General features: G+C 63.0%; 8 protein-coding genes and 1 pseudogene. 5 read left to right on the top strand and 4 right to left on the bottom strand.

Annotation, left to right across the window (positions count from 1 at the left end; genetic code table 11):
* The 3 genes from ON21_RS31095 to ON21_RS31105 all read left to right on the top strand — a co-directional run.
* Positions 1–371 (top strand): IS110 family transposase (locus ON21_RS31095; RefSeq protein WP_039803962.1); only part of this gene is annotated, 371 nt, incomplete at its 5' end.
* A gap of 361 nt (positions 372–732) precedes the next feature.
* Entirely contained in the window at positions 733–1,326 is a 594-nt protein-coding gene (locus ON21_RS31100) for an AcrVA2 family anti-CRISPR protein (protein WP_039803963.1), read from the top strand.
* Positions 1,327–1,336: 10 nt separating this feature from the next.
* Positions 1,337–1,630, top strand: a complete 294-nt coding sequence (locus tag ON21_RS31105) for a hypothetical protein (RefSeq protein WP_051021522.1) — start codon at positions 1,337–1,339, stop codon at positions 1,628–1,630.
* Here ON21_RS31105 and ON21_RS31110 read toward each other — a convergent pair.
* The 3 genes from ON21_RS31110 to ON21_RS31120 all read right to left on the bottom strand — a co-directional run bounded on the left by ON21_RS31110 (position 1,601) and on the right by ON21_RS31120 (position 4,436).
* A complete protein-coding gene (locus ON21_RS31110; RefSeq protein WP_174372231.1) occupies positions 1,601–2,017 on the bottom strand; it encodes a hypothetical protein in 417 nt (138 codons plus the stop codon). The two genes, ON21_RS31105 and ON21_RS31110, sit on opposite strands and share 30 nt — an antisense overlap.
* A 783-nt stretch (positions 2,018–2,800) precedes the next feature.
* Positions 2,801–3,256, bottom strand: coding sequence for a hypothetical protein (locus tag ON21_RS31115; RefSeq protein WP_039803966.1), 456 nt, complete (start codon positions 3,254–3,256; stop codon positions 2,801–2,803).
* A gap of 25 nt (positions 3,257–3,281) precedes the next feature.
* Positions 3,282–4,436, bottom strand: coding sequence for a hypothetical protein (locus ON21_RS31120; protein ID WP_039803968.1), 1,155 nt, complete (start codon positions 4,434–4,436; stop codon positions 3,282–3,284).
* 95 nt (positions 4,437–4,531) lie between these two features.
* Between ON21_RS31120 and ON21_RS31125 the strand changes: the two genes are divergently transcribed.
* Positions 4,532–4,888 (top strand): hypothetical protein, encoded by a 357-nt coding sequence (locus ON21_RS31125; RefSeq protein ID WP_039803970.1) that lies wholly within the window; start codon positions 4,532–4,534, stop codon positions 4,886–4,888.
* Positions 4,889–5,232: 344 nt separating this feature from the next.
* Here the strand turns inward: ON21_RS31125 and ON21_RS40390 are convergent.
* Positions 5,233–5,541, bottom strand: a pseudogene (locus tag ON21_RS40390) (hypothetical protein); the annotation flags it as partial.
* 190 nt (positions 5,542–5,731) lie between these two features.
* On the opposite strand from ON21_RS40390, the gene ON21_RS38880 reads away from it, so the two are divergent.
* Positions 5,732–7,565, top strand: a 1,834-nt coding sequence (locus ON21_RS38880) for a condensation domain-containing protein (protein ID WP_169332754.1), incomplete at its 3' end; no start/stop codon positions are given.

Below are 7,565 nucleotides of genomic sequence, written 5' to 3' on the forward strand. Positions count from 1 at the left end.
CGATGCCCGGCATCGGAGTCAGGACCGGCACCCGCATCCCGCTCGAAGTCGGTGACGCCACAGCGTTCGCCTCGGCCGGCCACCTCGCCTCCTACGCCGGCATCGCCCCGATCACCCACCGCTCCGGCAGCTCCATCCGCGGTGAACACCCCGCCCGCTCCGGCAACCACAAACTCAAACCAGCGCTGTTCCTGTCCGCATTCGCCGCCCTGCACGACCCGGCCAGCCGCGCCTACTACGACAAAAAGAGAGCCGAAGGCAAGAAACACAACGCGGCCCTCATCTGCCTGGCCCGACGACGCTGCGACGTCCTGTTCGCCATGCTCCGCAACAAACAGCCCTACCGGACCCCCGCAGCCTCAGCAGCTTGACGAACCTATAGGGACAACCCCGGAGCTGGCCTTCACGCCCCGACCGGAATCCCCGCACCGATCAGGTCCGTGAGCCGCAACGACCCCGGTTCCCTCACTGTCGGCTGATGAGGGGCCGGGGCCGTTGCCTATCTGCGGGTGCCGCGCCCCCGGTGTTGTGAGGACCGGGCGCGACGGATTCCATTTGATCACAAGCTATGTTGCGCGACAAAGCTTTTGATACACGTTTCATCGAATGCATGTGAAAAATACTGTAGGACAGTCGGTTTGGTGCACCAGAAACGGGCGGAAGGTCATGGATCGTCTGTCTGGGGCTTTCGTTCTTCGAACTTTCGTAGGGGCGTGCTGTCACACTGACGTGATGGGGAGTGCAGAGAACCTGATGTCAGCGAAACAGGCTCTTCGGGTTGCTGCGGATTACGTCCGGGACACGATCGAAATCATGAACGTGGGGCGCAGCGATCCCCGCTTCGCTCACGTCATCGACCAGCTACGAACAGGCTTGACGAGCGGAGGTGCGGCCGGGGCCCAGCAGGTCCGCGTCCTTCTCGCCCAGATGGAGGCAACCACAGGGCCCGATGCTGCCACCTTCATGGGGAGCAGCGTTCAGACCGCTGAAGCGGCGAAGTTGTGGCGCCGGCACCGCGTCGTCTACCGAGTACATCCGGGGCTGGCCGAGAGCCTTGTCGAGACGGACACCAAGACCGAAGTGCCTTGCGAAATCTACTCCCGGCTCCCGCATCCGGACCCTTTCATCGCCTTCCCTACCCCGATCCCCGCGCCGATCGCGAGCGATGGCTACCTGAAAATCAGCGAGCCGCCGATGATCGTGGGGATGCTCATCGCCGGCGCCAACGAGTACGAGCAGATCTGTTCTACCGCCGACTCCCAGGCGCGGCGGCTGAACGTAGCTCTGGCCACCAGGATCCGCTACGAGGGGTCTAAGTGCCCTTAGGGTTGGGCCTATGACCGACATCGCGCCCCTAGCGGCCTCCACGCGGGCGGTGTTCGGCGACCCGGGCGTGCACGCGGTCGTCCGCTCCGGGCGTACCGTGCACGCGGTCAGCCTCGGCCAGTGGGTCGGTGACGAGGAAGTCTCGGAGTTGTTGTGCCACACCGGCGTGGCCGGATGGTCACCCACCGCGCTGGAACCGACCCGGGCGGAAGTCACCTGCGCCCGATGCCTGCGCAAACTCGGCGGATCCACCTTTCCAGCACACCAGCTTCCACTATTCGACGACGAACGCCCAGACGGATAGCGGAGTCCGACTGCTTCGATAGAGTGCTGCGGTCGGGGGTACCTCGGGGATGGTGCTGTTCAGGGTGGCCCGGCCGCGCGCCTTGCAAATCGACTGTGCCAGGCGAGTGCTGGTCCCCCACGGCATCCTCGGGTCGGCGTACCCGTCACCGTTACCGTTGTGGACACGCTGGTGGTAGGTGACCAGCTGGGCGTCGAGGGCATTGCGCAACACGATCTCGAATGAACCCAGCGTCTCGTGCCAGGCCCCGGCGACCAGCTGATTCCACTCATACAGCCGCTCTCCCGCCGCGTCGGACCCAGCGACCTGCACGTAGCGGTCGAACGGGCCAGCAGACAAGAATCGCCGCAGATCCGCAGCCGACCATCGGGCAGGAGTCGTCGTCACGGTCGCCGAGGTTATACTGGGAGACGCAAAACCCCGGAACGATCCCTACCGGCCACCTCGGTGGTCAGGCACATCACCGGGGTTCCTTTCTGTTCAGGGACCCATCCGTGACGGCCCGCCCTCGGTGGGCGAGGTGTCGGGGCGGGCCTGCCCATCGCCGCGTGCAGAACGTGGACCACGTCGGGAGACGCCTGGAGGGCGACACCCGGGGACCCCACCCCGCAAAGGAGTGAGTGAACGGTGACCCCAGGGTGTCTACGCCCCTCCGAGCGCTGTCACGATGACCGCAGGGAATGGATTGCCTCCGTGACAGCCGCCGACACTACGGCCGCACCCGCCCAGATACCCGCTACCACGATTCACGCGTGTCACGAGAACCCGCGCACACGACACCGCAGGCCCGGTCCTGGCGTCCTGGGCCGAACCTGCGATGCCCCGGCCAGTGCCCGAACTCCAACGCTTCAGACCCCGACCTCACCCCACACCCTGCCACTGCGACCAGCCTTGTCAAGGATGAAACCGGCCCTGAACTGAAAAATGTCCGGTTTCGAACAAAATAGTGAGAGGCCTGGTGCTCGGCGGCCGACAGGTCGATACTCGGGTCATGATGCCTGCACACGAGCGGGGACAGCTGGGGCTGGTTCCTGGGCAACCGGCAGTACTGCCCGGCGTGTTGGCCGCGTCCGAACACCCATCTACCTGCGCTGATGCAGCCAGCGTCTTGATGAAAAACAAGAAGAGGCCCCGCCGTGGCGGGGCCTTTTGGCTTACTCGGGCTGGCTGCTACAGCAGGTCGCGGAAGAACGACCAGCGCATGTCCTCACCCGAGGCCAGGCTGACGTAGCGCAGCAGCGGGTGCCCGCAGTCGCAGCAGGTCGCGGCCTCCCACAGCGCGGCGCGGCCGATCTCGCGGGTTGGGTTGGCGATCTTGACGAAATGGTCCGCGCCGCGGTCACGGCAACCTGGCCCGAGCAGCAGCAGGGCCTCGTCCCGGGCTTCTGGGATCCGAGCGAACCGCAAGCCGATCCGCAGCGTGGTGCAGGCGGTGCGGGCGTCGATGTCGAGCCATTGCCGCATGAACGCGACGTCGAACACCTGCGGGCGGCGAAACCCGCTGTGCAGCGTGGTGATCGTCGCTTCCAGCGGTTCGGAGGCGAGGGCGAGGATCTCGGCGGCGCGGATGCCGAAATCTAGCATCTGCTCCCAGTCCGGGAGCACGGTGGCGGTGGTTGTGGTCATCAGGTTGTCCTATGGGTGTGGTGGGCTACTCGGATGTGGTGCACGCGTCCGACGTCGACGATCCGTCCCAGCGGGCCGGGGCCGATCGCGCAGGGTGTGCCGACCGGCCACCGGTTGAAGTCGGAGCTGGCGGGTCCCCGGCCGCCACCGCGCCGGTGAGGACCAGCGCGGTGGCGGCGGTGACGAAACTCAACGGGAGCAGCTGGCGGCGCGTCACGCTCGTCCTACCCGCTCGCGCTCGCGTGGTCAGCTCCATGCCCGCGCCGTGGGCGGTGCGGCGAGTGTTCGCTGCCTGGGCCGGTTCGGTGGACGTTCCGCACGGGTGGGCTTGGGCGAGGGCGGCCAGCCGCATCGCGGTGGCCTGCTCCCGGTCGACTCGCGGCCATGCGGTCGACGGCAGTGGCCGGATATCAGGGCCGTGGTGACGCTGGGCAGCGGCGGTGGCCGAGTACAGCCGGTCGCGCCAGTACTGTTCAGGCCCAGCACGGGTCTTGCCGTGCTTCGCGGCCGCGTGCACGCCTTGGTCGACGGCGGCGCGGATCTTCACCCGGGTCGGTGTATCGACTCCGGCGCCGCGCAACACCCGACCGAAGCCGTCCATGTTCGTGTCGAAACTCTGACGCTGTTCGGTGAGCTGGGCCGGGGTGAGGCCGCCGCAGGCCAGCGCGTCGATGTCGTTGCGCACCGTCTCCAGCGCCCATCCGGGTTCGGTGCGCGGGACATGTCCACGCCCCCCGATGAGCTGCTTGACCGTATCGCCGGTGCGGGAGGCGATCTGGTCGGCGGCGTGGCCGTGGCGGCGCAGGTCGACGCGGCTTTTGGTGCGTTCGTCGGCCAGCAGCAGTTCCGGCAGGTTGCGGTCGTCGACGCGGCCGAGGTCGATGTCGGCGACCAGTGCGGTGAGCGCGGCCTTCTCCCCCGGGTGCAAGCCCGCCTTGGTGAGCAGCGCGCCGATGACGGCGCGGTCGCGGCCCATGCCGGCGATCATCTCCGCAACGTCGTCATCCAGCCGCAGCCCGCCGTCGGCGGCGGCGTCGTTGGCGTAGGCGGTGACATCGCGGGCGTCGCGGGCGAAATCGCGGATACGGTCAGCCAGCTCGTCGCGGTCGATCCAGTCCGGCCACGGCTCCATCTCCGCGTCGGCGCGGCCGTCGCGGATCGCGACGCCGACTTCCCGCACCCGCAGCTGGTCGTCGGTGGTCGCTGTCAGGGGATATCTGTTCGGGTTGTTCGGGGTGTGGTGGCCGAAATCCTGGTGCCTTCCAATGCTGCTTCGTGTCAGTACCAGGGTGGTCCGAGCGGCTGGCGCGGTTCCAAGCCGCGCCCGCCGAGGCGTTCAAGCATGTGGTGGACGAGTACGTCGCCGTCGCGCTCAACCGCAACTCCGGACTGTTCGGGCCCCGCAAGTCGCTGACCGATCGGTTGCGCCGCGACGGCGCCCACGACGTCCCCGCCCTGGCCGAAGCGCAGCTGGATCGCTGCCGGTGGGCGGTCTACCGGGTCCGCCGCTGCTACACCGCACCCGCACGCGCCTGGCTAGCCGACTCCGACACCGGATCTTGTTGGCATAGCTGGGTCACCACCGGAAGTGAGCCAGAGCCGGAGATCAGACACTCCCGACGCGAATCGTGAGGTGATTATTCACGATTCTATCGATCATATGACTTGGTCTTTCAAGGGTTTTATTGAAACGATCTAGATCGCTATCGTCGTGTGGATTGTGCCAGAGCTCAAACCCAAACGACTTCGTTCACCACTGGAGGGATCGTTTGTGGCCATTGCTCTTTCGCGTCCGGCGTGGTGTGAGCGGCAACGTCATCTGGATCGGTCGCGGGATTGTGGTGTGCACTTCGGTTTGGAATTTTCAGTTCCGGTTTCCAGGATTCTCGTCGCGTATCCAGCGGCGGGTGTTTGTGCAGTTGGCCGCAGTCGACTGCGATGGTGTGCGACACTGCATGATCGGTCTCGTAGCACCAGGCCTTATCGCCGAGATGCTTGAGCACGTAGGCACGCACGTCATCACGGACACCATCGATGTCCCAGTTCGCTTTTCGCAACAACCGCTGTATCCCGTCCGGACACTGCGCACCTGCACGTTCGGCCTGAGTCCACCCGTTCTTGCGTTCCAAGCCCGACGACACCCCCGACGCATACTCCCGTGCCCGTGCCCGTGCCCGTGCCCGTGCCCGTGCCCGTGCCCGTGCCCGCGACTCCGACCGGGTGAACCGACCCTCGATCCTCGACATCAACGAATCAAACTCGGCCAAAGCCCGATCCAACACCACAAACCAGATCTACCAGAACGGGCTCAAGCGAGTGCTGTTGCAGTATTAAGGGCCGTATTCAAAAGAGAGGTTGCTGTCGTTGATTCCAAGTAAGGGTGACGGCCCATTTCTGCTACTCCTGAGGCTTTTCGAGTTTTGCATCCACGAGGTCTTGCTCTTTTCCCGAAATCGCGCTTAAATTGGAGTATCTGTGAATTTCCATGTTTCCGAGTCGGATGGCAGTTCAGTCGACACGGAGTTGATCCCGCTCACGATTGCACAAAGGGGTATCTGGGATGCGGAAGTTATTGGAAATCGTGGCCGCAATAGTATGGCGTTGTACGTAGAAATCGAAGGCGTATTGGATGCGGCGATACATTCGGATGCGGTCCGGTCTGCACTTACGGAATTCTCGTCCGGACTTCTCCGGGTCGCCACATTGGGGGATGGCCCCTACCTGTGGCTGGATCGCTCCTTGGGGCGCGATGTTTTGATACTGGATTACTCATCTAGTTATAATCCAGTCAGCGATGCGCTAGAATGGATGAATTGCGAGCTGAGGCAGGATTATGAGCTCACAAATCGTCCACTATGGACATCGGCCTTAATAAAATTGAGCGAGGCGCACTATTTCTGGTATTTGAAATTTCATCATATTGCAATGGATGGGTACGCCACTTATACACTCTGCGAGCGAGTAGCGACAATCTATAATGCTCGGACAAATGGATCCGATCCGTTACCCTTTCGAGGTACCGGATTGGCCGCGATAGTTCAGTCGGAACTGGACTACAGGGACTCGCCTCGATTTATCAAGGATCGAGATTATTGGCTTGATAAGCTGTCCAACGGTTTTTCAATTGAATCGCTGTCTCCTGGTGCTTCCGGTGAGGTGAAAGAATTTATCCGAGTGGTTTCGGGTGAACTGTCGGATCATACTGGATATTCGCTACGAAAATCGGCTGACATATACGGCGTAAGCATTTCTCAGTTGGTCATGTCTGGAGTGGGTTCTTTCATTTCTGCGATGCAGAACTCAAGCGTCACCGTTTCCATGCCAGTATCTTCGAGGGCATCCATGGTGCTGCGAAACTCTGGTGGAATGCTCGCCAATGCCCTTCCTGTTAGGATGACAGCATCTGGTTCGACCAGTTTGCGCCAGGTAGTTGCTTCGACTTCGCGAGAGATGATCGGTGCCATGAGGCATCAACGTTATCGGATTGAAGACATTCGGAGGGATATCGGCGTACCGTATGATGTGAAACAGCCGTTTGGCCCCACAGTTAACGTCATGATATTCGAGACGCCTGTCTATTTCGGTGGAGCTCCAGGAAAGGCCCGGATCCTGTCGTCTGGCATAATTGATGATATTCAATTCAATCTGTATCAGACTGGCCGTGAGCCGAACTTGTCTGTGGACATACTCGCAAACGCGAAATTCTACGATGAAGCTCATGTTACGTGGCTGCATGAACGGTTGTGTCGATATCTGAACGTCTTCTTCTCCTCTGATCCAGACACACGAGTAGACGCTATCGAGTTGCTCGACGAGCACGAACGCCACCAGATCCTGTCGGTGTGGAACGACACTGCACACACCCTCGATACCGACGCGACACTGGTGTCGCTGTTCGAAGCGCAGGCCGCAGCCACACCCGACAGAGTCGCGGTCGAGTTCGAGGGGACAACTCTGTCCTACGGGCAGTTCGCTGCCGAAGTGAACCGGTTGGCGCGCTGGCTGATCGGACAGGACGTGGGCCCGGAGTCGCTGGTGGGCATCGCGATGGCGCGGTCGATCGATCTGCTGATCGCGGTCCACGCGGTCGTCACCGCTGGCGGCGCCTACGTGCCGGTCGACCCCGACCATCCCGCCGAGCGTGTCGGCTACATCCTCGGAAACGCACGCCCGGTGTGTGTGCTGACCACGTCCAGGGATGGCTTGCAGCTCGCTGCTACCCCGACGGTGGAGATCGATCAGCTGGACCTGGCGGGCTATTCGACCGCGCCGGTGACCGATGATGAGCGGTCGGCTCCCTTGCATGGGG

Origin of the sequence: Nocardia araoensis NBRC 100135, assembly GCF_000308435.1 — a bacterium.
Lineage (GTDB): Bacteria > Actinomycetota > Actinomycetes > Mycobacteriales > Mycobacteriaceae > Nocardia > Nocardia araoensis.

Excerpts from the sequence above, each read along its gene's own strand:
- ON21_RS31100 (WP_039803963.1), top strand. The coding sequence starts at position 733 with ATGGGGAGTGCAGAGAACCTGATGTCAGCGAAACAGGCTCTTCGGGTT.
- ON21_RS31105 (WP_051021522.1), top strand. The coding sequence starts at position 1,337 with ATGACCGACATCGCGCCCCTAGCGGCCTCCACGCGGGCGGTGTTCGGC.
- ON21_RS31115 (WP_039803966.1), bottom strand. The coding sequence starts at position 3,256 with ATGACCACAACCACCGCCACCGTGCTCCCGGACTGGGAGCAGATGCTA.